The 23,021-nt window shown below is 72.6% G+C and carries 25 protein-coding genes and 1 pseudogene; 17 read left to right on the top strand and 9 right to left on the bottom strand.

Annotated elements, in window-relative coordinates; genetic code table 11:
- Positions 1–134: 134 nt before the first annotated feature.
- The 5 genes from CMS_RS17745 to CMS_RS04135 all read left to right on the top strand — a co-directional run bounded on the left by CMS_RS17745 (position 135) and on the right by CMS_RS04135 (position 4,084).
- Positions 135–275: a DUF4287 domain-containing protein gene (locus CMS_RS17745; RefSeq protein ID WP_223842725.1), complete on the top strand. Its 141-nt coding sequence runs from the start codon at positions 135–137 to the stop codon at positions 273–275.
- 9 nt (positions 276–284) lie between these two features.
- Complete coding sequence (locus tag CMS_RS04150; protein ID WP_012298249.1) at positions 285–896, top strand: YdcF family protein; 612 nt, start codon at positions 285–287, stop codon at positions 894–896.
- A 139-nt stretch (positions 897–1,035) separates the two neighbouring features.
- On the top strand, positions 1,036–2,235 hold the full coding sequence (locus tag CMS_RS04145; protein ID WP_041464382.1) for a glycosyltransferase family 4 protein: 1,200 nt from the start codon (positions 1,036–1,038) through the stop codon (positions 2,233–2,235).
- A 65-nt stretch (positions 2,236–2,300) separates the two neighbouring features.
- Positions 2,301–3,008 carry a Pr6Pr family membrane protein gene (locus tag CMS_RS04140; RefSeq protein ID WP_223842724.1) on the top strand — a complete coding sequence of 236 codons (708 nt, stop codon included), beginning with the start codon at positions 2,301–2,303 and terminating at the stop codon, positions 3,006–3,008.
- A gap of 62 nt (positions 3,009–3,070) precedes the next feature.
- Complete coding sequence (locus CMS_RS04135) at positions 3,071–4,084, top strand: LacI family DNA-binding transcriptional regulator (RefSeq protein ID WP_012298246.1); 1,014 nt, start codon at positions 3,071–3,073, stop codon at positions 4,082–4,084.
- 37 nt (positions 4,085–4,121) lie between these two features.
- Here CMS_RS04135 and CMS_RS04130 read toward each other — a convergent pair whose 3' ends face one another.
- From CMS_RS04130 to CMS_RS04105, 6 genes are all read right to left on the bottom strand, one after another.
- Positions 4,122–5,573: a PepSY-associated TM helix domain-containing protein gene (locus CMS_RS04130; RefSeq protein ID WP_012298245.1), complete on the bottom strand. Its 1,452-nt coding sequence runs from the start codon at positions 5,571–5,573 to the stop codon at positions 4,122–4,124.
- A complete protein-coding gene (locus CMS_RS04125) occupies positions 5,570–6,262 on the bottom strand; it encodes a YcnI family protein (protein ID WP_012298244.1) in 693 nt (230 codons plus the stop codon). The genes CMS_RS04130 and CMS_RS04125 overlap by 4 nt, the downstream gene beginning before the upstream one ends.
- A 172-nt stretch (positions 6,263–6,434) precedes the next feature.
- A complete protein-coding gene (locus tag CMS_RS04120; RefSeq protein ID WP_012298243.1) occupies positions 6,435–7,157 on the bottom strand; it encodes a hypothetical protein in 723 nt (240 codons plus the stop codon).
- 50 nt (positions 7,158–7,207) lie between these two features.
- On the bottom strand, positions 7,208–8,422 hold the full coding sequence (locus CMS_RS04115) for a Gfo/Idh/MocA family protein (protein WP_012298242.1): 1,215 nt from the start codon (positions 8,420–8,422) through the stop codon (positions 7,208–7,210).
- Between the two features lie 175 nt (positions 8,423–8,597).
- Positions 8,598–9,866: a hypothetical protein gene (locus CMS_RS04110; protein WP_012298241.1), complete on the bottom strand. Its 1,269-nt coding sequence runs from the start codon at positions 9,864–9,866 to the stop codon at positions 8,598–8,600.
- A 269-nt stretch (positions 9,867–10,135) separates the two neighbouring features.
- A complete protein-coding gene (locus CMS_RS04105; RefSeq protein ID WP_012298240.1) occupies positions 10,136–10,897 on the bottom strand; it encodes a response regulator transcription factor in 762 nt (253 codons plus the stop codon).
- A 324-nt stretch (positions 10,898–11,221) separates the two neighbouring features.
- Between CMS_RS04105 and CMS_RS04100 the strand changes: the two genes are divergently transcribed.
- The 5 genes from CMS_RS04100 to CMS_RS04080 all read left to right on the top strand — a co-directional run bounded on the left by CMS_RS04100 (position 11,222) and on the right by CMS_RS04080 (position 13,420).
- Entirely contained in the window at positions 11,222–11,743 is a 522-nt protein-coding gene (locus CMS_RS04100) for an RNA polymerase sigma factor (protein ID WP_041464860.1), read from the top strand.
- Positions 11,740–12,366 carry a methylated-DNA--[protein]-cysteine S-methyltransferase gene (locus CMS_RS04095; RefSeq protein WP_012298238.1) on the top strand — a complete coding sequence of 209 codons (627 nt, stop codon included), beginning with the start codon at positions 11,740–11,742 and terminating at the stop codon, positions 12,364–12,366. Before CMS_RS04100 ends, CMS_RS04095 begins: the two co-directional genes overlap by 4 nt.
- Positions 12,367–12,424: 58 nt before the next feature.
- Positions 12,425–12,643: a hypothetical protein gene (locus tag CMS_RS04090; RefSeq protein ID WP_041464381.1), complete on the top strand. Its 219-nt coding sequence runs from the start codon at positions 12,425–12,427 to the stop codon at positions 12,641–12,643.
- A gap of 67 nt (positions 12,644–12,710) precedes the next feature.
- On the top strand, positions 12,711–12,968 hold the full coding sequence (locus CMS_RS04085; RefSeq protein ID WP_012298236.1) for a hypothetical protein: 258 nt from the start codon (positions 12,711–12,713) through the stop codon (positions 12,966–12,968).
- Positions 12,969–12,976: 8 nt separating this feature from the next.
- Positions 12,977–13,420, top strand: a complete 444-nt coding sequence (locus CMS_RS04080; RefSeq protein ID WP_012298235.1) for a VOC family protein — start codon at positions 12,977–12,979, stop codon at positions 13,418–13,420.
- A 34-nt stretch (positions 13,421–13,454) separates the two neighbouring features.
- Here CMS_RS04080 and CMS_RS04075 read toward each other — a convergent pair whose 3' ends face one another.
- Entirely contained in the window at positions 13,455–14,285 is an 831-nt protein-coding gene (locus CMS_RS04075; protein WP_012298234.1) for an oxidoreductase, read from the bottom strand.
- Between the two features lie 328 nt (positions 14,286–14,613).
- Between CMS_RS04075 and CMS_RS16510 the strand changes: the two genes are divergently transcribed.
- Both CMS_RS16510 and CMS_RS16505 read left to right on the top strand, forming a co-directional pair.
- Entirely contained in the window at positions 14,614–14,862 is a 249-nt protein-coding gene (locus tag CMS_RS16510) for a DUF3892 domain-containing protein (RefSeq protein WP_012298233.1), read from the top strand.
- Between the two features lie 325 nt (positions 14,863–15,187).
- The gene (locus CMS_RS16505) at positions 15,188–16,324 is read left to right on the top strand and encodes a beta family protein (RefSeq protein ID WP_012298232.1); all 1,137 of its coding nucleotides are present in this window, start codon (positions 15,188–15,190) and stop codon (positions 16,322–16,324) included.
- On the opposite strand, the gene CMS_RS16500 is transcribed toward CMS_RS16505, so the two are convergent.
- Positions 16,248–16,859 carry a sce7726 family protein gene (locus CMS_RS16500; RefSeq protein ID WP_012298231.1) on the bottom strand — a complete coding sequence of 204 codons (612 nt, stop codon included), beginning with the start codon at positions 16,857–16,859 and terminating at the stop codon, positions 16,248–16,250. The genes CMS_RS16505 and CMS_RS16500 overlap by 77 nt on opposite strands.
- 38 nt (positions 16,860–16,897) lie before the next feature.
- On the opposite strand from CMS_RS16500, the gene CMS_RS16495 reads away from it, so the two are divergent.
- The 4 genes and pseudogenes from CMS_RS16495 to CMS_RS04050 all read left to right on the top strand — a co-directional run bounded on the left by CMS_RS16495 (position 16,898) and on the right by CMS_RS04050 (position 20,940).
- A complete protein-coding gene (locus CMS_RS16495; protein WP_012298230.1) occupies positions 16,898–17,380 on the top strand; it encodes a hypothetical protein in 483 nt (160 codons plus the stop codon).
- A 321-nt stretch (positions 17,381–17,701) separates the two neighbouring features.
- A pseudogene (locus CMS_RS16490) lies at positions 17,702–19,689 on the top strand (amino acid transporter).
- A gap of 491 nt (positions 19,690–20,180) precedes the next feature.
- A complete protein-coding gene (locus CMS_RS17740; RefSeq protein WP_049791890.1) occupies positions 20,181–20,684 on the top strand; it encodes a hypothetical protein in 504 nt (167 codons plus the stop codon).
- Positions 20,685–20,691: 7 nt separating this feature from the next.
- The gene (locus tag CMS_RS04050) at positions 20,692–20,940 is read left to right on the top strand and encodes a hypothetical protein (RefSeq protein WP_041464378.1); all 249 of its coding nucleotides are present in this window, start codon (positions 20,692–20,694) and stop codon (positions 20,938–20,940) included.
- Positions 20,941–21,381: 441 nt separating this feature from the next.
- Here the strand turns inward: CMS_RS04050 and CMS_RS04040 are convergent, their stop codons facing one another.
- The gene (locus tag CMS_RS04040) at positions 21,382–22,368 is read right to left on the bottom strand and encodes a helix-turn-helix transcriptional regulator (RefSeq protein WP_012298229.1); all 987 of its coding nucleotides are present in this window, start codon (positions 22,366–22,368) and stop codon (positions 21,382–21,384) included.
- Between the two features lie 103 nt (positions 22,369–22,471).
- Between CMS_RS04040 and CMS_RS04035 the strand changes: the two genes are divergently transcribed.
- Positions 22,472–22,939: a VOC family protein gene (locus CMS_RS04035; RefSeq protein WP_012298228.1), complete on the top strand. Its 468-nt coding sequence runs from the start codon at positions 22,472–22,474 to the stop codon at positions 22,937–22,939.
- Positions 22,940–23,021: the final 82 nt, after the last annotated feature.

Here is a 23,021-nt window from a genome sequence, read left to right as displayed (position 1 = left end):
CGACGAGGATGTCGAGGTTCGGGTACGGCGAGCCCCACCGCCGTGCCTCCCGCGGGAGGCCCCTCCTCACGGAGGCCGGACCATTGAACCACGGCCCGCCCTGGTCACGGCCGCGCCGCCGGCGGCGTCGCCGCATGGACGCGCACGGCATCGTCGCGTGGCTGAAGGTGGAGCACGGCCTCGGGCACGGGCACGCCGATGCGGTCGTCGCGTTCGTGAAGGCGGCGCGCTCCGTCCGAGGACGGGCCCGCCCGTCCCGCATCGCGCGCCCGTAACCTGGGCGCATGCGCACCCGCCGGACCCTCGTCGCCACCGGGGTCGCGCTCCTCGCCGCGGTCGGCGCCGCGGTCCTCGCGAGCGAGGGGATCCACCGGCTCGCCAGCACGCGCGGCCTCGGTCGCGCGCCGGGCCGTCCCGACGGCACCGTGGGCCGGGAGGTCGTCGTCGTCCTCGGCTTAGGCAACGCCAGCCCGCGCGCCAACCGGATCAACCGCTACCGGGTGCGCGCGGCCCTGCGCTCGATCGACCCGCGGGCCGCGTCGACCGCGCTCGTGCTCTGCGGCGGATCCGTGATGGGCGACGAGCCCGAGGCCCGGATCCTCGCCCGCTTCGCCCGCGACGAGCTCGGCTACGCGGGCCCGGTCGTCCTCGAGGAGGCGAGCACGAGCACGCGCGAGAACGTCGCGAACGCGATCCCGCTGATCGAGGACGCCGACACGATCCGCATCGTCTCCGACCCCGTGCACGCGGAGGAGGCGCGCGGCTACCTGCGCGCCGCGCGCCCCGACCTCGCCGACCGGCTCGCGAGCGCCGACGACTACCGCTTCGGCGAGATGACGTGGATGAAGCCGCTCGCCATCGCCGTCGCGCTGCTGCGGCGGGTGCGCTCCGCCTGAGCCCGGCCCGGCGACGCCGGCCGACGCGCAGCACGCCGCCCTACCGGATCCACCGCCCGCGCGCGCGGATCATCCCGAACCGGTCGCGTCTCCCCAGGCGGCCTCCGCTTCTCCTCGCGGCGGGTTAGCGTCAGCCGCAATGAACACGCTCCGCCCCCTCCTCGTCATGGACTACGCCTTCTCCTACCTCGGTGGGGCCCAGACGGCCGTCGTCCAGCAGGCGCTCGCGCTCGCGCGCGCGGGCCACGCGGTCACCGTCGCGGCACCCGACGCGACCTCCGTGCGCGAGCTGCACGGCACGGGCGTCGCCCTGCACGACATCGCGCCCACCTTCCCCGTCCCGCTCCTCGGCCTGCCGCTCATCCGCGCCGACGCCGCCACCCGACGCGACCTCGGCGCGCTGATGGACGAGGCCGGCACCGACCTCGTCGTCACGCACTCCGAGCACGGGCTGGCGGCGACGGCGCTCCGGCTCGGGCGCGAGCGGGGGATCCCGACCCTGCACACCGTGCACACCTTCTTCCTGCGCGGCCCGGCCTGGGGCGGGTTCCTCGCGCCCGCGGTCACTGCCGTGCACCGCGCGATGACCGGGCTGCCGGATCCGCGCGTGCGGCTGGCCCCGCGCCGCCTCGACAGCGCCCTCCGCGGCACGACCCTCGCTGCCTGCCGCGCGGCCGACCTCGTGCTCTCCCCCTCCGAGCACCAGGCCGTCGCCCTCCGGCGCGCGGGCCTGCCCGCCGTCGAGGTGATCTCCAACACGAGCTGCACCGCGCGCGGAGCGTCCGCCGAGCTCCCCGCGAGCGGCGCGCTGCGGCTCGTCTGGGCGGCCCGGTTCGCGCCCGAGAAGCGCCTCGACGTGATGCTCGAGGCGATGGCGCTGGTCGCCGAGCGGAGCGGACCGGATGCCGTGCACCTCGACCTCGCGGGCGGACGGCCGCGCGCCGCCGTCCCGCCCGGCGTCACCGCGCATGGCCGTGTGTCGACCGCCACCGTGACCGCGCTCCTCCGCGGGGCGCACGCGGCGGTGATCACGTCGCTCGGCTTCGACAACCAGCCGATGATCGCCATGGAGGCCTTCGCGGAAGGGCGCCCGGCGCTCGTCAGCGACCCCGTCCTCGCCGCGGAGTTCGGCGGGGCGGCGGTGCTGGCGGACGGCACGGACGCGGAGGGGCTGGCGACGGTGATCCTCCGGCTGGCCGCCGACCGGCGCCTCCTCGACGCGCACGCCCGCGATGCCAGGAGCCTCGCGTCCGAGGTCGCCCCCGCCGCGCACGCCCGGAGCGTCGAGGAGGCGTGCCGTCGCGTGGTAGGCGCCCGACGCGGATCGGCCTCGGCGTGAGCCGCCCGGACACGCGACCCGGGACGCCCGGCGCCGGCGGGGGCGAGAACGTGGGAACCTCATCCGTGCGCATCCTCTTCTCCGTCGTCCGCATCGCCACCGCGATCGCCGCCGTCATCGGCGTCATCGCCCAGTACCACGTGAACTACGCGTACTGGCAGGACCTCGGCATCACCGGCTTCGCCGGCAAGTCGCTCGACTTCGCCCTCTTCTTCACCGTCGACGCGAACCTGCTCGGCGCGGTCGTGCTGGTCGTCGGCGGCGTCCGGCTCGCGCGGGGCCGCGTGACGGATCCGGGGGTCGGCTGGGTCACGCTGCGGCTCGCGTCCACCGTGTACCTCGTCATCACCGGCATCGTCTGGAACCTGCTGCTCCGCGGCCAGCCCCAGCCGGAACCGCTGAAGCTCGACTGGGCCGACCAGATCGTGCACGTGGCCGTGCCCCTGATCATGCTGCTCGACTGGATACTCGCGCCCGACCGCCGACCGCTCCGCGCGGGCGCCATCGGCCGCGTCATCGCGTTCCCCCTCGCGTGGATCGCCGTCACGCTCGCCCGCGGCCCGTTCACCGGCGACGAGGTCTTCCGGACCGCCACCTACTACCCGTACGGGTTCCTGAACCCGGACTCGTCGCCCGGCGGGTACGGCACGGTCGCCGCGTACGTGGTCGGCCTCACGCTCGCGGTCTGCGCGATCACGGGCGCGCTCGTCCTCGTCTCGCGGTTCCGCGCCCCGACTGACCCGCATCGCGCCGGGGCCCCCGCCATACACTGAGCACGCGCCGACCCGATGCCCCGCCCGGCGCCGCCCGACCGCGAGGAGCCGCCATCCCGACCATGCGAGAGGTCGCCGCGCGCGCGGGGGTCTCGATCGCCACGGTCTCCTTCGTCGTCAACGGCACCAAGGCCGTCTCCGAGCCGACCCGGCGGGCCGTCACCGAGGCGATGCAAGAGCTCGGCTACCGCAACAACGTCGTGGCCCGCGCGCTCGCGAGCAAGCGCACCCGGATCGTCGCGCTGCTGTTCCCGGCCGACGTGCAGCGCCTCAGCCGCATCGCCCTCGAGATCTTCATGAGCGCGGCCACGCGCGCGTCCGAGCTCGGGTACCACCTCGTGCTCTGGCCCACGGGCACGTCGCCGGACGACGTGTCCGACCTGGTGAGCGGCCGGCTCGTCGACGGCGTCATCGTGATGGAGGTGCGCATGGACGACTCGCGCATCCGGGAGCTGGCGGCGCTCGACGTGCCGTACGTCTCCATCGGGCGCACGGCCGACACGCACGACCTGCCCTTCGTCGACATGGACTTCGAGCGCACGGTCGCCGACGGCCTCGACCACCTGCAGGGCCTCGGGCATCGGCGGTTCGGGCTCATGGTGGAGGACCTGGAGGGCGGGCCGCTGCGCGGGTACGGCCCGACGACGCGCACCGAGCGGGCGTTCCTCCGGGAGACGGCGGCCCGCGGGATCGGCGGCGCGGTCGCCCGGTGCGCACCGACGCCGGTGGGGGGACGCGCGGCGGCGGGCGAGCTGCTGGCGGCGGATCCGGGGATCACGGCGGTCATGCTCCTCAACGACCCGGCGGCGCGCGGCCTCATCTCGGGGCTCGACCACGCGGGGCGGCGCGTGCCGGAGGACGTCTCGCTCCTGTCGCTCGCGTCGTCCACCGAGATGGGCGCGCTCGTCGAGCCGGCCCTCAGCACCATGGACGCGCCCGGACCCGAGCTCGGCCGCCTCGCGGTGGAGATGCTGCTGGCGCGGCTCGACGGCACGGCGACGGAGCTGCCGCACGCGCTGCTGCCGTGCCGGCTGCACGAGGCGGCGTCGACCGGGCCGGCGCCGGCCGCCCGCTGATCCGCGGGAGACCGGGCCGGGCGGCCGACGCTCCGGCTCAGGCGGCGGCGCCCGCCCGGTGCACGCGCGCGGCGGTGATCAGCGCGTCGAGCAGCACGAAGCCGACCAGCGGGATCCCGACGAGCGGCAGGAACAGGCCCACGCCGACGCCGACGGCGACGACCGCCGCGATCCCCCACCACGGCGCCCGCACCAGCGCGCCCGCCGGGGCGGGACGGCCGGGGCGCGCGACGCCCGGCCGGCGCTTCCACCACATCAGGTACCCGAACACGACCATCGCGGCGATGCCGAGCGCGGTCGCCGCGAGGAGCAGCTGGTTCGGGAGCCCGAACATGGATCCCTGGTGCGTGTCGATCCCCCAGCGCGCGAGCTTCGCGGGCAGCGGGTAGTCGGCGAAGTCGGTGCGGCCCACGACCTGCAGCGTGCTGCCGTCGACGGCCACCTGGTCGACCTCGGTCGGGAAGCTGCGCTGGATCTCGCTCACGGTCCACGCCGTGCTCGCGTCCTTCGGCGGCGTGATCTCCACCAGGCCCGTGTCCACGTTGACTCCCTGCGCGACGCGGAGGACCTCGTCGAAGGTCGCGGGATCCACGGCGGGCGTCGTCGTGGGGGCCGCGGACGCGTGGTGGCCGGCGTGCGGATCCACCGCCGACGCGGCTCCCGCTCCTGTGCCCGGCAGCGCCGTCGTGAGCGTCGGCGTCTGCCAGCTGAGCGCGGCGCGCAGGTCGGTGACGTTCTGCCCGCCGTACTGCGACCACGTGATGCCCGTCGCCGAGAGGAAGAGTGCGCCCGCGACCAGCCAGACGCCCGTCGAGGCGTGCCAGGACAGGATCCGTCGGTAGCCCGTGGCCTTCCCGTCCGGCCGCACGAGGTCGCGGCGGCGCGGCGACCGGCGCCAGCGCGCGATCCACAGGCCGAGGCCCGCGAGGGTCACGATGCCGAGCCAGCTCGCGGCGAGCTCGCTGTAGATCCGGCCTGGGTCGCCGAGGCCGAGCGTGCGGTGGAAGTGGCTGATCGCGGTGCGCAGCGGCAGGGCGCCGCTCGTGCCGTAGACGGGCAGGTCGCCGCGGATGGACGCGTCGGCCGGGTCGACGAAGATCGCGCGCGTCTGGCCCGGGATGAGGCCGTCGCCCGTGAACATGACGCGCGTCGTGTCGCCGGGCGCGGGTGCTGGGCGCACGGCGACGAGCGTGCCGGATCCGCCGACCACGGCCTCCGCGGCCTCGACCTGCTGGGCGAGCGGCACGGTGGATCCCGTTGCGGGCGCGTGCAGCTCGTGGGCGTACACAACCTGCTCGGCGGTCGGCGCGAGCGCGTAGGCCGCGCCGCTCAGGGCGGCGGTGAGGATGAACGGGCCCACGAGGATCCCCGCCAGGAAGTGCAGGCGGAGCAGCAGCGGGAGGAACCAGCCGCGCTGCGGGCGGGTGATGGCGGGGGCGGGCACGGCCGGTGTCGTCGCCTCGCCCGCGCGGTCGTCCACGGCGGTCATCGGCGGCCGCCCTGCTGCGGGCGGCGCATGCCGATGGTGAGGAGCATCACGGCCACCACGCCCACGACGAGGGCGCCGAGGCCGAGGAGACGGGCGACGGGGTCGGCGGGCGCGGCGGTGGCGACGGCGGCCTCCGCGCCCGTCGCCGAGCCGGTGCCGGAGGCGGTCGCGCCGCTCCCGGTCGTGGTCGCGGCGTCGGTCAGCGTGATCGCCGGCGCCGGGTGGTCGGGCTCGGTGCCCGCGGCGGGCGTCTCGGCCCAGTCGGTGGATCCGGCGACGCAGGTCTGCAGCGTCGGGAACGCGACGACGTCCCCGGCCGCGCCGTCGACGGGGAGCAGCGCCTCGACCTGGACGGTCGCGCGGAGGGAGTCGGGCAGCGGGGTGTCGGCCGTGTAGGTGACGGTCGTGCCGTCGGCCGACTCCTGCTCGGCGACGGACCAGCCGGGCGCGAGGGTCGGCTTCACGGCCTGCACGTCGGCGGGGAAGCGGATCGCGAGCGATGTGGTGGCGGATCCCTCGCAGCCGTGGCCGACCGCGAAGGTCAGGACGCTGAGGGAGGCCGGGGCGGTGGACGAGGCGTCGAGCTCGACGTGCGCGGACGCGGCGAGCGGCGCCGAGAGGGCGAGCGCGAGGCCGACGGCGGCGCCCGCGATGACGCGGCGCGAGGTGGATGGGGTGCGGGAGGGCATGACTGTCCTTCGGTGGGGGCACGGGTCTCCGTGCGTGGTCCGGGCGTACGGGAGGCGCGCGGCGGCGCGACGACGACCGGTCCGGCCGCGCAGAGGGCGCGGGCGGACGACGGGCGGCGTGGCGGCCGGGCGGGACCGCGCCGGGCTCCTCGAGGGACGCGGCGGGCGCGGATCAGGCGGCGAGCGCACCCAGCGGCGGGCCGCGGCGTCCGCGGATCCGCGCGACGAGCAGCGACTCGAGCCGCGCGGGACGGAGGTCGGTCGCGAGCCGGCGCGGTCGGGGTGCGGTGGCGGGTTCGGCGAGCGCGGCGGCCAGCGCGACCGCTGCCCCGACGAGCGCGCCCACCGCACCGCCCACGGCCGCGCCGACCCGCAGGGCGAGCGCGCGCACGACCCGGCGGAGCGCGCCGGCGCCCGCGCGCAGCGAGCACACGCTGACGATCCCGGCGATCACGTGGGCGAGCAGCATCGCACCGTCGTGGTCGGCGGGCATCCCCGCCATCGCGGATGGGCCGGCGAGGGCGCGCGCGGCGTCGGCCGCGGCGTGCGCGTGGGAGTGCCCGGCGGTGGCGGCTGCGACGGCGGCACCGGAGGCCGCGCCGCCCATGTCCATGCCCGCTGCGGATGCGGTGTCGGGCCCGGTCGCGGATCCGCCGAACGTGAAGGCCGCGTGCAGCACGCCCTGTGTCGCGCCGATCGCGAGCACGAGGTGCGCGAGCGCGACCCGGCGCCCGCCGAGCACGAAGCAGATGACGACGCCGAGCACGAGAGCGAGCGCCAGGACGAGCGGATGCGGGATCCCGCCGCCGGCCGCCGCGTGCAGCGTCGCCGTGACGAGCGTGCAGACGGACGCGGAGAGCGCGGCGCGCAGCGTGCGCTCCTGCCGTGCCTGCACCCGTCCGCCTCCCGGTCGTCCGGTCCAGGGTACGCGAGCGCCCGCGGGCGTCAGCTCGCGGCGGGATCCACCGTCTTCCACGCGCTGCCGTCGGCGGAGCTGCGCTCGACGGCGTCGAGCACGCGCTGCACCCGCAGGCCGTCGGCGAAGGACGGCTGCGGCTCGCGGCCCGCGGCGATGTCGTGCACGAGGTCGCGCACCTGGTGGGTGAACGCGTGCTCGTAGCCGAGGCCGTGACCGGTGGGCCACCACGCGGCGGTGTACGGGTGCTCGGGCTCGGTGACGAGGATCCGGCGGAAGCCCAGCCGGTCTGCGGGCGCGGTCGCGTCGTACAGCTCGATCTCGTTGAGGCGCTCGAGGTCGAAGGAGATGGCGCCGTCGGATCCGCTGAACTCCAGGCGCAGCGCGTTCTTGCGGCCGGTGGCCATGCGGGTCGCCTCGAAGCTGGCGAGCGCGCCGCCCGCGAGCTTGCCGGTGAAGTAGGCCGCGTCGTCGACGGTGACCTGGCCGCGCTCGCTCGACGCCACGCCGCCGAGGCCGCGCGTCTCCGCGAGCAGCGGGCGCTCCTCGACGAACGTGCGGAGCAGGCCGCTGACCGCGTCGAGCTTCTCGCCCGTGATGAACTGCACGGCGTCGACGATGTGCGCGCCGATGTCGCCCAGCGCGCCGGATCCCGCCGCCTCCTTGTCGAGGCGCCACGTCATCGGGCCCTCGGCGTCGGTCAGCCAGTCCTGCAGGTAGAGCGCGCGCACCTGGCGGAGCTCGCCGATCGCGCCCTGGGCGACGAGGTCGCGCGCGAAGGTGATGGCGGGCACGCGGCGGTAGCTGAAGCCGACCATCGCGCGGATCCCCTTCACGGCGGCCTTCTCCGCGGCCGCGGCCATGATCTCGGCCTCCTCGACCGTGTTCGCGAGCGGCTTCTCGCACAGCACGTGCTTGCCGGCCTCGAGCGCCGCGACCGCGATCTCCACGTGGGTGCTGCCGGGCGAGCAGATGTCGACCACGTCGATGTCGTCGCGCTCGATGGCGGCGCGCCAGTCGGTCTCCGCGCGATCCCAGCCCCAGCGGTCCGCGGACTCCTGCGTGCGGGCCTGGTCTCGTCCGACGACGGAGACCATGCGCGGCGCGAGCGGCAGATCGAAGAACGCCGGCGCGACGCGCCAGGCCTGCGAGTGGGCGGCGCCCATGAACCCGTGGCCGATCATCGCGACGCCGAGGGCGCCTCCGGTCGTGGTCGCGGGGGCGCTGGGCTGCGTGTCGGACATGGGACTCCTTCGTCTCATACGGGGTGCGGATCCGCGTGCGGGTGATTCGTTGCGGGTCACGTCAAATGTACGGGGAGGCCGTGGGGCGGGACAAGGCGGCGCCCGCACGCGACGACGGCCGGACCCCCGCGGGGATCCGGCCGTCGTCGTGCGTGGTGCGGGTGGTGCGGTGCCGCTACTCCGCGGAGCGCAGGCGGCGGCGGGCGACGAGCGTGCCCGCGCCGGCCAGGGCCATCAGCGCGCCGAGGCCGCCGAGGCCGAGGGCCGCGGCGCCGTCGGTGCCCGTGACGGGCAGGGTGTCGTCATGGTGCGCGGCCGGCTTCGTGATCGGCTTCGCCGGCGTGCCCGCGGGGTCGATCGACGGCGTGGTCGGCGTCGGGGTGGGGACGCCCGGCAGGCCCGGGATGACCGGTCCGCCCGCGTCGGCCGCGGTCAGCTCGACGGTGCCGCCCTGCGTGAGGCCCGACTCGAGGCCCGCGACGGACACCTTGTACGTGCCCGGCTGCACGTCGCCGAACAGGATGATCGGCTGCGCGAAGGTGCCGTCGACGTCGGCGCGCACCAGGTCCTTGAGCGAGCGGGTGCCGACGCCCACGCCGCCGTTCTCGTCGCTGATCTGGATCACGCGGCCGTCGGGCGCGGTGACCATGACCTCGACGGCCTCGTAGCGGAGGTAGCCGGTCGCGTTGACCTTGACGCCGCCGAGGATGCTGGTGGCCTGGGCGACAGAGATCGGCGAGATCGTCGAGAACGACGCCTCGGCGCGCACGAACGGGCCGACGGGTGCCTCCGCGAAGCGCACCAGGCCGCGGATCTCGCCCTTGACGGTGAGGTCGAGGCCGACCTGCGTCAGCGTGACGCTCGCGGTCTTCGAGTCCTGCAGCAGCTCGGTGAAGCTCGCGGGGAACGCGTACGTGCCGTCCGCGCCGACGATGCCGATGCCGGCGATCGACTTGACGCCCACGGCGTTGAAGTAGCTGGCCGTGACGATGCTGCCCGCGGTGCCGGTGCCGGCGAACGGCACGGCCTCGTTGATCGGGAGGGCGACGCCGCGGTCGGGCGTGGTCCAGGTGAAGGGCAGCTCGACGACGGGCGCGGTCGGCTCGAGCGACGGGAGGCCGGTCGAGGGGGTGCCGGGGGTGGTCGGGACGGCCGGGGTCGGCGTGGTCTCGACGGGGGCGTCGGCGACGGGGGCCGTCTCGTCGGCCGTCTCGGTGGGCGCGGGCGTCGGCGTCGCGTCGGGGGCCGGGGTCTCGACGGCGGGCGTCGGCGTGGCGGCGGGCGCCTCGACGGCGGCGGGCGCGGAGTCGACCGGGACGGTCTCGGCGTGCGCGGCGGGCGCCATCGCGAGGGGCAGGATCACGAGCGACGCCGAGAGGCAGGCGCCAGCGGCGGCGCGGCGGAACGACCTGCCGCGACCGGCGGCGGGGGTGGGACGGGTCATGACAGCTCCAGGGGTGCAGGACCGCCCGTGCGCGCCATTGCTGTGCCGCGATCGTGCGGTGGAGGGGACGCGCTCCCGGGTCTCGAGGACGCGTCGGGGAGGATCTGCTCCCCACCGCCGACTGTAGAAGTTCCCGCTACCCACCTGGGGAAATCTTTCGGGGAGTGTGACGCGTGTGACTCGTGATCCCCGGAGTTGCGGGGGTGACTCGCCGCTGCGGCCCCCGGTCTGGGGTGGCCGCGCACGGTCGGGCGGGGCCCGGACGCGCGTCAGACCGCCGGCGCGAGCACGAGGTCGTCGCCCGCGACGGCGAGCAGCACGACCTGGTCGCGGCCCGCGCGCCGGCCCGTCACGGACGGCAGGTCGAGCAGCGCGCGCGGGGCGACGAGATCCCAGCCGGCGTCCGTCAGCCGGTGCACGAGCTCGCGGCGGGAGAGCCGGCGCGTCGGCTCCTCGGCGAGCGCGCGCACGACGACGAGGTCCATCGGATCCAGCTCCAGCGGCACGCCCGCGAGCCACGCCTCGCCCGTGGCCGGGTCGAGCACGAGGTCGCCCGCGGTGATCATGGTCGGCGCCAGGCCGCGCCGGCGGAAGAGCACGCGCAGCGTCTCGACGACGTCCTCGAGGCCGAACGGCTTGGTGACGTAGTCGTCGGCTCCCGCACCGAAGGCCGCGAGGCGGTCCTCGAGCGAGTCGCGGCCCGTGAGGAACAGCATGGGGGTCGCGACGCCGGCGCGCCGCAGCTCGCCGACCACCTCGACGCCCGAGACGTCGGGCAGCATCATGTCGAGCAGGATCGCGTCGGGCGCGGCCTCGACGGCGGCGGCGATCGCGGCGCGGCCGGTGGCGAAGACGCGCACGTCCCAGCCCTCCATCCGCAGAGCGAGCGACAGCAGCTGCGTGATGGGCGCCTCCTCGTCGACCACGAAGACGCGCAGCACGCGGGGCGCGTCGCCGGGCATCTCGCCGGACGCCTGACCGGGCACCGCCTGCTCGTCGTCGCGTGCGGCGGGGCTCAGGGTGTTGCCCATGCGGATCCTCTTCCGTCGGATGCGCCGCCGGCCCGGGGGGACGGGCCGGCGGCGGATGCTCCTCACGGAGCGCGCGGCCGGGGGTGGGCCGCGCCTCCATCCTCGCGACCGGGAGGCGCCGGGTCGTCATCCCCGGGGACCGTCACGGGTAGTCCCTACGGCGCGCACGGGCGCAGCACCGGAGACCGCGAGGAGGCGCACGGCGCGTCCGCAGGCGACGGCGGGTCGCGCCGCGCTGTCGGGCCGGCCGCCGGATCCGCGAGACTGATCCGAACGCAGACCTCACGGATCACCCCGCCCCGGCGTCTACCCGGTGTGGAGATGATGCAGCCGTTCGACAGGGTCGTGACCGAGCACGGCGCCGTGGTGCTCCGCGTGTGCCGGGCGGTGCTCGGCGGGCACGCGGACGCCGAGGACGCGTGGTCGGAGACGTTCCTGTCGGCGCTGGTCGCCTACCCGCGGCTCGGCCCGCGCGCCGACGTGCGCGCCTGGCTCGTCACCATCGCGCACCGCAAGGCCCTCGACGCGATCCGCGCCCGCGGCCGCCGCGCCATCCCTGTCGACGAGGTGCCCGAGCGCGTCTCGGACCTCGGCGTGCCCGACTCCTCCGACCCCGACCTCTGGCGCGCCGTCGCCGCCCTGCCCGAGCGGCAGCGTCTCGCCGTCGCGTACCGGTACCTCGGCGGGCTGCCGCACGCGGAGGTGGCGGAGATCGTCGGCGGGACCCCGGAGGCCGTGCGGCGCGCCGCCGCGGACGGGGTGGCGAGCCTCCGACGGACGATGGGGACGGATCCGCCGCGTGGCGTCCGCGCTCCCGCACCCACCACCACCGGAGGACGACCGTGACCGATCCCGACGACACCGTGCCCTTCCTCGACGCCGACGCGCTCGAGGCCGCCGACCCGACCGCCCCCGCGCTCGACGCCCTCCGCCTCCGCCTCGCCGACCGGGCCGAGGCGGACGGATCCCTCGACGTCGGCTTCACCACGATCGACTCCCCCGTCGGCCCGCTGCTGCTGGCCGCCACCGACCGCGGCCTGATCCGCGTCGCCTACTCCCGCGAGGACCACGACACCGTGCTCGGCGACCTCGCGCGCCGGCTCGGCCCGCGGATCCTGCGCGCCCCGAAGCGCCTCGACCAGGCTGCCCGCGAGCTCGACGAGTACTTCGCGGGCCGCCGCCGCGCATTCGACCTGCCGCTCGACCGCCGCCTCTCGACGGGCTTCCGCGACCGGGTGCAGCGGCTGCTGCCGGAGATCCCGTACGGATCCACGCGCACCTACCGCGAGGTCGCCGAGACCGCGGGCAGCCCGGACGCCACGCGCGCGGTCGGCACGGCGTGCTCGACGAACCCGCTGCCCGTCGTGATCCCCTGCCACCGCGTGCTCCGCTCCGACGGCACGCTCGGCGGCTACATCGGCGGGCTCGCGGCGAAGACGACGCTGCTGGAGCTGGAGGGGCGGATCTGACCGGGCTCCGCCATCCGGCGGACGCGGCGGGCGCGGGCCCGCGCCTAGCGTGGAGGGCATGGACGAACCCACGGTCCCCGGCGACCGCGCGGCGATCGGCGCAGGCGCCGGCCGGTCTCGCGACACCGCGCTCGGGATCCTCTTCGCGATCGGCGTGGCGATGGTGCTCGCCCGCGACGACCTGCGCTCCCTCGGTCTGCTGCTGATGGTCGTGAGCGCCGTCGTGTTCCTGGCCGCCACGGTCGTCAGGTGGCGTCGCCGGGGCGCGCGGCGCTGATCGGGACCCGCCCGCGTCCCCCACGAGGCGGACGCGGGCGCCCGGCCCCGCTCCCTAGCGTGGGGCCATGACCGATCCGACGACACCCGGCGGCCCCACGGATCCGCCCGCGGAGGACGACGACGACTCCTCGAGCACGAACACCTCGCTCGGCATCGTCTTCGGGATGCTCGGCCTCGTGCTCATGCTGACCCTCGACGACACCCGCGTCGCCGGGCTGCCGTTCGTGGTCCTCGGCATCACCTTCTTCGTGATGGGCATGCGCCCGAAGAAGGCGGAGCGCGTCGGCCCCGCAGCGGACGACACCCCGCCCCCGCCGGCGTAGACAGGGGCATGGCTACCTCACCCGACCACCCGCGCCTGCTGCAGACCGTGCTCGACACCCCGGATCCGCGCCGCCTCGCCGAGTTCTACCGCGAGCTCCTCGGCTTCCGGTACCGCCCGGGCGACGAGCCCGAGCAGGCGGGGCCGGATCCGGACTGGCTGGTCCTCGTCGACACAGACGGTTCCCGCCGCCTCGCCTTCCAGCTCGCGCCCGGCATGCCCGCGCCGCGCTGGCCCGCGGGATCGCCGCCGCAGATGCTGCACCTCGACCTCACGGTCGGATCCGTCGCGGACCTGGAGCGGCAACGGTCCCGAGCGGTCGATCTCGGCGCCGAGCTGCTGCAGGACCGGTCGACGGACCCGGACGAGCCCCTCTACGTGCTGCGGGATCCGGCGGGCCACCCCTTCTGCATCTTCGTCGCGCCGGCCTCCTCGGACGCGGCGCCGGGGTGAGCGGCGCGGGCGCGAGCGGCGGCGGCCTTCCGGCTCAGCCCGCGTCGTACGCCGTCGACCGGCTGCGCTCCGCCCACGCGTCGACGTCGGCGCGCAGGTCGTCGAGCGCGCCCGTGACGATCTCCACCGCGTCGCCGCCGAGCAGCAGGTAGAAGGGAGCTCCCTCCTCGACCGCGTCCACGAGCACCTTCGCGCCGAGCGCCGGGTCGTTGGGCTGCGTGCCGTCGGTGGTGTCGTTCTCCTTGCGGCGCTTGCCCGCGGTCTCGGCGTAGTCGTCGATCACGGTGGACGACTGCGTGAGCGAGCGGCCCGAGAAGTCGGTGCGGAAGGATCCGGGCGCCACCACCGTCGCGACGATCCCGAGCGGCTCGAGCTCGGTGCGCAGCGCCATGGTCATCTGCTCGATCGCGGCCTTCACGGCGCCGTAGTAGCCGGATCCCGCGCCCGTGCGCGCGGCGCCGATGGACGAGAGGTTCACGATCGTGCCGCTGCGGCGCTCGCGCATGCCGGGCAGCACCGCCTTGATCATGCGGACGCTGCCGTGGAACTGCGTGTCGAACAGGCGCGCGACGTCGGCGTCGTCGCCCTCCTCGATGGCCGCGCGGTAGCCGTAGCCCGCGTTGTTGACGAGCACGTCGACCCCGCCGAAGCGGGCCGTCGCCTCGTCGACCGCGAGGGACACCTGCGCCGGGTCGGTGACGTCGAGGTCGAGCGCGAGGGCGTGCTCGGGGTACGTGTCGGTGAGGTCCTGCACGTTCGCGGCGTCGCGCGCCGTGACGACGACGTCGTGCCCGCGCTCCAGCGCCTCGACCGCGAACGCGCGGCCGAGCCCCGTGGAGCATCCCGTGATCAGCCAGGTCGTCATGCGCGTTCCTCTTCCTCGTGGATCCGGTGGGGCGGCCGTGCGGCGCGGCCCCTGTCGAGGCTAGGCGCATCGGGCGGGGTGATGATGTCCTGCACGAGCCCGGAGCAAGGCAGTGGACGGGCTGTAAATCGGTGCCGCTGAGGCCTCGCCCTACTCGGCGCGAACCTGCCCGCCTCTCCAACTTTTTGTGCAGATGCACGTGCGCCGTTCGCGCACTCTTCCGCGCATCGAGAGCGTGGCCCTTCGGCCCGGACAGGGGGTAGAGGTGCGCGCTGCCATCCGCTCACACTTGCTCTAGCTGGACATAGCTGCCGACGAAGGGGTCACCATGGCACTGCAAGTTACGAAGAGCAAGAAGGACATCGACGGAGACATCACTGGCCTCTGTGGGTACGGCTGGAACCACAGCAAGTCCGAAGTCATCGGGCACATCCGCACTGGCCTCAACTCATATTTTGTCTCAGTCCACGGCAGGAGCGTTTACGTCCGCGTCGGCACACGCAAGGGCCAGCCGTACCTGACCACTGCACCAGACGACTACTCGCCTAATAACCTAGATAATCTCGAGAACTGTTGATCCGCGTCAAATAGCTGGAGGACGCTCGGCGCCCCCCAGTCAGGCGGCCGAAGTCGAACCCAGACCGGAAGGCGCATGTCAATCGGGAGCAGGCACCCCTACCCCTCGGCGGCTTGCGGTACAAATGGCATTCGTTGACCGACGCCCGCTTCGGCAATGCGTCGAGTCCTGTTGCCGATCGTGCCGTCGACGGACGCGGTTTGAGCTGAAATCACCCTGCGGATGCGCCCCATTTGACTACCGTCAGCGTATTCTGTGCGCTATGTTCGCGCTACGGACTCAAATCAGGTCTTGACGTGCTAACGACGAACCAGGAGCGCCAAACGTGACCTACTTGCCAGTGTTGAAGGCGCGCCAAGGCGAACTCAAGGCGCTCGAGAACTGGGACGACATCCGGCGTCCTGACCTCTCGCCTGTGATCGAGGTAACGCCTTGGGAGCGCCAGGAGGACTCCACTGTAGAAACCCGTGATGTCGAGGACCAGCCAGAAATTGACTCAGCCGTTCGGCGAATCAAGCGCGCTTGGGACCAGAAGCGGGCCATTGCCTATATCGACGCGGCCTATGCCGAACCCGACCTTGGCGACGGTTCAGAGAACTGGCGTACTAGCAGGCCCGTTCTTGCTCAGTTATTGCATGAATTGTCAGCATCAGACGTGTCCGTGGCGCCAGCGATCCGCGCGTCAGCGGACGCCTCATATGTGAGCCAGATCGGAAGCGTACTTGAAGCCACGGGGATCTCACGCGCCCTGATTCGAGTCACGGCTGAAGACCTAGATGAGTCAATTATTCCACTGCGACGATTGGTTGGTGATGTCGCGAGTGGGCTAGGATTACCGACCTCTGACATCTCGGTGCTCCTTGACTTCGGCGCCGTGACCGATGAAGGCCCAATGAAGCTCGCCGCGCGTCTCGCACGTTTTGTTCTGCCACAGCTCGACGAAGTTCGTTGGGCGAGCCTATCGGTCGCTGCCGGCGCGTTCCCAGTAAATCTGGCTGGAGTGCAGGCATTTTCGTCAGCCAGAATTCCACGATGGGACTATCACTTGTGGGAGAGTCTCCGCGACTTCGACCTCGCCATCGCCGGAGGTCTACAGTTCAGTGACTACGGAGTAACCCACCCTACCCTTCCCGTAGGCGCTGCTTTTGCCGCACCCCCACAACTGCGCTACACGCAGGACCGCGACTGGATAGTGCGCAAAGGTAAGCGTCAGGAACGTCGTGGACATAAGCAATTTTACGACATATGCGCTCAGATTCTTGATGAACTTGGGCGGGATGCGACCTCGCCGGAGGCATCCTGGGGAGATCACTACGTTCATGAGGCCGCCGCAAGCGCAATCGAGGACGTTACTGTCCCCGCACGCGTAGGCACAGGGAACGCTTCTACTTGGCGAGCCGTGGCGACATCGCACCATCTTGCGTATATGGTCGATCAGCTTCGCGGGCGGGGCGAGCTTTGAGACGGCTTCGGACTGCCGCACGAAGCTCGTCGACCGTGAGCACTGCGACGAGAGCGTCCCAGAGATCCCAGCGGGTCGCTTTACTCCAGGAACCGGTCACCCCACGTGTTCGCAACTCATCCATGGCCTCATCACGCCACAACAGTTGCGCGAGGCTTAGAGGCTTAGGGGTTCGGTTTTGTCTGGCCTGTCGACGCCTTTTTAGCGAGACCACGCCGTCCTGCTCAGTCGCCTCAACGATGCCCCACCGCGCAGGAACCCGCATGCGAGCTCGCTGGATGTCCTTGGAGGTGACTACGATATGAGCGAAGTCGAGCACTTGGTCGTAGTGGAGGATCTGCGCGTCGAGCCGGTCGAAGTTGTCGCGCGGGGACTTGATCTCCCAGCCGGTCAGCGCCCCATTTACCAGGCACACGTCCACTCGCGAGGCGCCCAGCACGACCGCGAGCTCAGACCATACTCGGTTCTCGCTGAGGTCCGGGTGGTCGCGGCGAATGCCTGCGATCAGCGCCGCTCGGATGTCGACATCTCTCACACCAGAGACGATACCGGTGGTCGGCAGACGGAGAAGGCATGCTGACCGAAGCCGTGTTGGCCTCCGCATCCCCGAGCGCTCCCGGTGTCGACTGGATCGCACTGATCGCGTCTATTGTGAGCATCGGCATCAGCGTCCTCGCGTTGGTCCAGACGAACCGAGAGGCCACAGCGCGACGAGTCTCCAACGTGCCGCCAGAACTGCGAGTTGTTGTGAATGAGCTTTTGAACACCCTCAGTCGAGGTGAGCAACACGCAGACCACCTGCTTGCTCTTAGTACGCCTGGCTCTCACGTTCGTGTGGAACGACTCGACGAATGGGCAGAGCAGCTTGCCGACGGGCGCCTCGCCCGGCTAAGCGAGCAGTTCGCGGCCGCGGTCGGGAGATGCCGGTTGCCGGACGGAGCAAGTACGCCCGTATCACTGAATCATCAGCAGCTCGAAAAACTGCACGCCGCTGTCGAAGCCGGAAGGAGGGTCATCATGAGACTGAACCAATTGACAAAGAAGGAACAGCGCTAGGAATAAGCGCCATCATTGGGCTCGGTTCCGTCCTCGCTTGTCGTGCCCTCGCTCTTATACCGACATTTTTGTCGACGGGCGCTTCGAGGCCGTCCCGCCGCCCGCCGCACCATCCGCGAACCGTCCCCCGCATGACCGCACGCTCCACGCCCACCCGCCTCCCGCCCGGCAGCGGCACGATGGGCCGACGATGCTGCCGGGCCCGACCGTCGCATCCGCGAGACGGGGTCCCGGCGCCGCCTCAGGAGGATCCCCCGTGCACTGCCCGGATCACGGTCAGATGACGTCCCCGCTCCGCTCCGCCACCTCGGCGGCCCGCTCGTGAGCGCCCCGAAGCTGCTGCGCGCGCCCGAGCAGCGGCGCGCCCGCGACGGGATCACCGCCTGGCTCCTCGACGGCCTGCCCGGCGCGTCCGGCGCGCACCCCGGCCCACACGCCGAGACCGTCGAGAAGACGCACTCGTGGTGGCGCGTCATGTGCCTCACGGGCGTCGACTACTTCTCCACGCTCGGCTACCAGCCGGCCATCGCGGCGGTCGCGGCGGGTCTGCTGTCGCCGCTGGCAACGCTCGTCCTCATCCTCCTGACGCTGCTCGGCGCGCTCCCCGTCTACCGGCGGGTGGCGCGCGAGAGCCCGCGCGGCGAGGGATCCATCGCCATGCTCGAGCGGCTCCTCCCCTGGTGGGGTGGCAAGCTCTTCGTGCTCGTGCTGCTCGGGTTCGCGGCGACCGACTTCCTCATCACCATCACGCTGTCGGCGGCGGATGCGACCGCGCACGCCGTCGAGAACCCGTTCGCGCCCGCGTGGTTCTCCGGCAACGAGGTGCTGCTGACCCTCGTGCTGCTGGCCGCGCTCGCGTTCGTGTTCCTGCGGGGTTTCAAGGAGGCGATCTCCATCGCGGTCGTGCTCGTGGGCGTGTTCCTGACGCTCAACGCCGTCGTGATCGTCGTCTCCCTCTTCCATGTCGCCGAGGACCTCGTCGTCATCGACGACTGGTGGGCCGCCCTCACGGCGCAGCACGGCAACCCGCTCGTGATGGTGGGCATCGCGCTCATCGTCTTCCCGAAGCTCGCGCTCGGCCTGTCCGGCTTCGAGACGGGCGTCGCCGTGATGCCGCAGGTGCGCGGGGAGGACGACGCCGACGGGGTGCCGCGGGCCCGTATCCACGGCACGAAGCGGCTGCTCACGGTGGCCGCGCTCATCATGAGCGCGTTCCTCATCACGTCGAGCTTCGTGACGACCCTGCTGATCCCGTAGGCCGAGTTCCAGGACGGCGGCAAGGCCAGCGGCCGCGCGCTCGCGTACCTGGCGCACCAGTTCCTCGGCGACGGCTTCGGCACGCTCTACGACATCAGCACCATCTGCATCCTCTGGTTCGCGGGCGCCTCCGCGATGGCCGGGCTCCTCAACATCGTGCCGCGCTACCTTCCGCGCTACGGCATGGCGCCGCACTGGGCCGCGGCGGTGCGCCCGCTCGTGCTGGTGTTCACGGCCATCGCCGTGATCGTCACGCTCGTGTTCCAGGCCGATGTGGATGCGCAGGCCGGCGCCTACGCGACCGGCGTTCTCGTGCTCATCACCTCGGCGTCGGTCGCGGTGACGCTGTCGGCGCGGAAGGCCGGGCAGCGGAAGCGCACCATCGGCTTCGCGGTCATCGCGACGGTGTTCGCGTACACGACGGTGGTGAACGTGATCGAGCGGCCGGACGGCGTGCGGATCGCGGCGCTGTTCATCCTCGGGATCCTCGTGGTCTCGATCGTCAGCCGCGTGCAGCGCTCGTTCCAGCTGCGCGCCACCTCGCTCACGATGGACGAGCGGGCGCGCGCCTTCGTCGTCGAGGACGCGGAGGACTACGGCGCGGTGAGCATCATCGCGCACGAGCCCGACGAGCCCGACGAGGCGCTGACGGAGGAGGAGCGCATCGCCGAGTACCGCCGCAAGGCGAGCGACGAGCGGCGCGACAGCGGGATCCCGGCGCGCGCGCCCGTGATCTTCCTCGAGGTGACCCCGGGCGACTCGTCCGAGTTCGAGGAGGACCTCGTGGTGCGCGGCATCGTGCGCTGCGGCTTCCGCGTGCTCCAGGTCACGAGCGGCAACGTCCCCAACACGATCGCCGCGGTGCTCCTCGCCGTGCGCGACCTCACGGGCGTGAAGCCCGGCGTCTACTTCGAGTGGACGGAGGGGTCACCCTCGGCAACCTCCTGCGCTTCCTCGTGACGGGCACGGGCGAGGTCGCCCCGGTCACGCGCGAGGTGCTGCGGCGCGCCGAGCCGGTGCGGTCGCGGCGGCCGGACGTGCATGTGAGCTGAGGCGGTGCCACGCCTGTGCAGGAGCTCGGCGCACGCGCCTCCCGAATGCGTATGTTCGGCGCGACGCCGCTGGGCGTCGCAAATCGAATGGAACCCGATGAAAGCTCATGTCCGGGGAGCAACGATGCTCCTCGCTCTGGCAGTTACCATCTGCGTCAACGGCCTGACGGCCGAAGCCGTCTCGGCAGCTGACAGGACGAACGACCAGTCAACTCATGCAGTAATAGATAGAGCGCTCGTGGCCGTCGGTCAACGCGAACGCGTCGGGCTCGACTGGTCAGCTCCGAGCAGTCTGACCCCCGCCGCCGCCCTTCCCACCGCCGCCGGGCGGTGAGCGTCACGTCGGCTTTGCCAGAGGAGTCCCTGGTCCAAGTCCGTTCGGGAGAAGTGCAAGCGGTCACCGTACTGCGCGATGGTGCCCGCTCGACCTCCTTTCCCCCCGCCTCCCCGATGGCTTCCACGCTGTGGCCCGCGGAACCGGATTTGACATTGTGTCCGCTCTCGAGCCTGGCGCCGGAAGCATCACGGCCGGGCACATCGACGCTCCGTGGGCCGTCGATGCCCATGGTCGCCCGGTCGCGACCCACTTCTCACTCGCTGGGGACACGCTCACTCAGACCGTCGATCCCGATCACGCCGCGTTCCCCGTCGCCGTGGATCCGCTCGTCACCTTCGGCCTCGGCAACGCTGCCCAAGGTGTTGGCTTCTACGTGAACCTCCTGGGCTCGCAGATGCGTGCGATCGCTGCTGCAGCCGCATTCCTCGGATCAACAGGTGTCGCTGGACTGTGCGCAGCGTCTTCGAAGATCCCAAGTGCAGTGAAGTGGTTCATCATCGCTGGCTGCGCGGCGTTCGGGGCACCGAAGCTCGGAGACATCATCGGCTTCGTGAGAGACGCGTACAATTCCGGAACCTACGGGTTCTCGACCTGCTACCAGACGCGTATCGAGGCCAACCGCCCCTGGGTCCGCACTGATCATTCGAATTGCGAATGAGGCGGTAGTGAACAAGATCAAGAACGCCAGGCCATCGGATGTCCTCTATTTCGTGATCTTGATCGGGGTCGGGACTCTGAGCATCGTCCTTCCCACCGAGCGGGCTCTTGTCCAAGGGATCGCGATCGGTGCCACTGGGGTCCTTCTGATCGTCGGATTCCTGGAGTACCGGGCTCGAAGGCGACGCGAAGGTGTTGAGCCGGTCACCGAGGAACGACGCGAGAGCGACAGGCGCGACACACCGCGCGGGTACTGACTTACGGGTCACGCCTTCTACGTCACCTAAGGAATCCTCGTGATCCTGCCCGGCGCGGGGTGCGATGTCGCCACAGACGTCGCGCCCTGTGCGGGGAGGCTCCGATGCGGAGACCGTCGTCGCCCCGCTCGCCAGCAGAGTCGACTCGCACCCCACCCAAGACTTGACCGGCCCACGCTCACAGGCTCCTCTCCACCGATCGCCCGCCCGACCCATGGACTCACGACTCTTGAGGGCCTGGCCGCGATGGCGACCTCACGGGCGTCAAGCCCGGCGTCTACTTCGAGTGGACGGAGGGGTCGCCCCTCGGCAACCTCCTGCGCTTCCTCGTGACGGGCACGGGCGAGGTCGCCCCGGTCACGCGCGAGGTGCTGCGGCGCGCCGAGCCGGTGCGGTCGCGGCGGCCGGACGTGCACGTGAGCTGAGGGCGTCGCGCTCCCGTCAGGCGCGCGGCGGCTCCTGCGCGGAGCGGAGGCGCGCGGCCAGCACGCCGGCCGCCTCGCGCAGCTCCTCCGGCTCGATCACGGAGAACGGCGCGTCGAAGCGGGCCACGGCGGCGAGGACCCCGGTCCACGACCACGAGCCGACGGTGATCCGCGTCGAGGTCGCCGACACCTCCTCCATCTCGCCGTCGCCGATCCACGGCGCGACCGCCCGGGCGGGCAGCTCGACGAGCAGCTCGCCCGTGCACGGCCAGCGGTCCTCCGCCTCGGATCCCTTCGCCCGGGCCGCGACGAACGTCCGCGCGTCCGCCGCGGGCAGCTCCCGCGGCGCGAACCGCGGGCCCGCCGGCGTGCGCGGCAGCATTCGGTCGAGGCGGAAGGTGCGCCAGTCGTCACGGTCGAGGTCCCACGCCACGAGGTACCACCGCGAGCGCCGGGCCACGATCGCGTGCGGCTGGACGCGTCGGGACGATCCCTCCTGCCCGACGCGGTCGGCCAGGTCGACGCGCAGCGTCAGCCGGTCGCGGACCGCCGCGCTCACGGCCTCCAGCACCGTCGGATCCACGCGGGGCTCGGCGCCCGACCCCGGCCCGGGCTCCGGCTCCGCGCCCGTGAAGCGGATCCCGTCGACCCGGTGTCGCAGCCGCGACGGCATGACCTGCCGCACGGTCGCCAGGGCACGCGCCGCCGCCTCGTCGACGTCGACGCCCATCGCGGGTACCGCCTGGAGTGCGACCGCGATCGCGACGGCCTGCTCGTCGTCGAACAGCAGCGGCGGCAGCTCCGCCCCGGCCGCCAGCCGGTAGCCGCCGTCCGGCCCCTTCACCGAGCGGATCTCGTACCCGAGCTCGCGGAGCCGCTCGACGTCGCGGCGGACGGTGCGCGGGGTGACCTCGAGGCGCTCGGCGAGGATCCGCCCGGGCCAGTCGCGCCGGGTCTGCAGCAGCGACAGGAGGGACAGCATCCGCGACGAGCTCCCGATCATGGATCCAGTCTGGCCGGAGTAGAGGACCGTCCCTGACCTCCACTCCCGGGAGAGTGCTCCTCAGCGGTCCGATCCCCGGCCCGCACCCACACGAGGAGACACCGTGACCATCACGACCACCACCCACCTCAACTTCCGCGGCACCGCGCGCCAGACGCTCGACTTCTACCAGGGCGTCTTCGGCGGGCAGGTCGCCGTCACGGCCTACTCCGACTTCGGCATGCCGGCCGAGGCCCCCGGCGCGGACAAGGTCGTCTTCGGCCAGCTCGAGACCGCGGACGGCTTCCGGCTCATGGCGTACGACGTGCCCGGCCAGGACGACGCCGACGGCAGCGCGATCGCCGGCACCACGACGCGCGCGCAGGGCGCGACGATCACCGACCGCACCTTCTTCCAGTCGGTGCGGGGCGAGACGCTAGACGAGATCGAGGGCCTGTGGCGCGGGCTCGCCGAGGGCGCGACCGTGATCGAGCCGCTCGCGGCATCCGCCTGGTCGGCGGGCTTCGGGATGCTCACCGACCGGTTCGGCGTCACCTGGATCCTCGACGTGCAGGCGCCCGCCGCCGGCTGATCGCGCAGACCCCACGACGGCCGGGGCGCGCACGGACGCCGAGCCCGCGCGCGCCCCCGCATTCGCCACGGGCCCGCATCTC

The sequence above is a fragment of the Clavibacter sepedonicus genome (assembly GCF_000069225.1).
GTDB classification, from domain to species: Bacteria; Actinomycetota; Actinomycetes; order Actinomycetales; family Microbacteriaceae; genus Clavibacter; species Clavibacter sepedonicus.
Note: the sequence above shows the minus strand (reverse complement) of the source record. Positions and strands in the feature narration are given on the sequence as shown.

Excerpts from the sequence above, each read along its gene's own strand:
- CMS_RS17745 (WP_223842725.1), top strand. The coding sequence starts at position 135 with ATGGACGCGCACGGCATCGTCGCGTGGCTGAAGGTGGAGCACGGCCTC.
- CMS_RS04150 (WP_012298249.1), top strand. The coding sequence starts at position 285 with ATGCGCACCCGCCGGACCCTCGTCGCCACCGGGGTCGCGCTCCTCGCC.
- CMS_RS04145 (WP_041464382.1), top strand. The coding sequence starts at position 1,036 with ATGAACACGCTCCGCCCCCTCCTCGTCATGGACTACGCCTTCTCCTAC.
- CMS_RS04135 (WP_012298246.1), top strand. The coding sequence starts at position 3,071 with ATGCGAGAGGTCGCCGCGCGCGCGGGGGTCTCGATCGCCACGGTCTCC.
- CMS_RS04130 (WP_012298245.1), bottom strand. The coding sequence starts at position 5,573 with ATGACCGCCGTGGACGACCGCGCGGGCGAGGCGACGACACCGGCCGTG.
- CMS_RS04125 (WP_012298244.1), bottom strand. The coding sequence starts at position 6,262 with ATGCCCTCCCGCACCCCATCCACCTCGCGCCGCGTCATCGCGGGCGCC.
- CMS_RS04115 (WP_012298242.1), bottom strand. The coding sequence starts at position 8,422 with ATGTCCGACACGCAGCCCAGCGCCCCCGCGACCACGACCGGAGGCGCC.
- CMS_RS04110 (WP_012298241.1), bottom strand. The coding sequence starts at position 9,866 with ATGACCCGTCCCACCCCCGCCGCCGGTCGCGGCAGGTCGTTCCGCCGC.
- CMS_RS04105 (WP_012298240.1), bottom strand. The coding sequence starts at position 10,897 with ATGGGCAACACCCTGAGCCCCGCCGCACGCGACGACGAGCAGGCGGTG.
- CMS_RS04100 (WP_041464860.1), top strand. The coding sequence starts at position 11,222 with ATGCAGCCGTTCGACAGGGTCGTGACCGAGCACGGCGCCGTGGTGCTC.
- CMS_RS04090 (WP_041464381.1), top strand. The coding sequence starts at position 12,425 with ATGGACGAACCCACGGTCCCCGGCGACCGCGCGGCGATCGGCGCAGGC.
- CMS_RS04085 (WP_012298236.1), top strand. The coding sequence starts at position 12,711 with ATGACCGATCCGACGACACCCGGCGGCCCCACGGATCCGCCCGCGGAG.
- CMS_RS04080 (WP_012298235.1), top strand. The coding sequence starts at position 12,977 with ATGGCTACCTCACCCGACCACCCGCGCCTGCTGCAGACCGTGCTCGAC.
- CMS_RS04075 (WP_012298234.1), bottom strand. The coding sequence starts at position 14,285 with ATGACGACCTGGCTGATCACGGGATGCTCCACGGGGCTCGGCCGCGCG.
- CMS_RS16510 (WP_012298233.1), top strand. The coding sequence starts at position 14,614 with ATGGCACTGCAAGTTACGAAGAGCAAGAAGGACATCGACGGAGACATC.
- CMS_RS16495 (WP_012298230.1), top strand. The coding sequence starts at position 16,898 with ATGCTGACCGAAGCCGTGTTGGCCTCCGCATCCCCGAGCGCTCCCGGT.
- CMS_RS04040 (WP_012298229.1), bottom strand. The coding sequence starts at position 22,368 with ATGATCGGGAGCTCGTCGCGGATGCTGTCCCTCCTGTCGCTGCTGCAG.